General features: G+C 54.4%; 1 protein-coding gene. It reads right to left on the reverse strand.

Annotated elements, in window-relative coordinates; genetic code table 11:
- Positions 1-429 (reverse strand): chitobiase/beta-hexosaminidase C-terminal domain-containing protein (locus tag AB1L17_RS31520; protein ID WP_412848927.1); only part of this gene is annotated, 429 nt, incomplete at its 3' end.
- Positions 430-513 lie beyond the last annotated feature (84 nt).

The following is a 513-nucleotide window of genomic DNA, read 5'->3' on the forward strand; positions in this document are numbered from 1 at the left end:
CTCCGAAGTAACTTCGATTGGTCCGGTATATTCGACACTGCTGCGGCTCGGTGTACTGCCATCCGTTGTGTAGTAAACCGTCGCTCCTTCGGTCGACGAACTCAATGTCACCTTGGCGCCGGACGGAACCACACCACCGGAAGGATCTGCAACCGGCTTGGCAACCTGATCAGGTAATCGGATCGTGTAATGCTCCTCCATCACTTCACTGTCCAGCATACCTGCCTTCACAGCAATTGCCTTGATCGTCATCTCTGTTGTCACTTCAATGGGCGCAGTATATTCGGCACTGCTGCTCGTCGGTTCGCTGCCGTCCGTCGTGTAGTAAATCGTTGCTCCTTCTGTTGGCGTGCTCAACGTTATCTTGGTGCCGGACGGAACTGCGCCGCCGGCCGGGTCTGCCACCGGCTTGGCGACCTGTTCCGGCACTTCAAGTAGAAATGCTCCGGAATGGACTGTAAATAATTCCTTGCCGTCTTCATCTTCGGCATAAATGTGCACATACCAGGTACT

Source organism: Brevibacillus jepli (genome assembly GCF_047229145.1).
Classification (GTDB): Bacteria; Bacillota; Bacilli; order Brevibacillales; family Brevibacillaceae; genus Brevibacillus.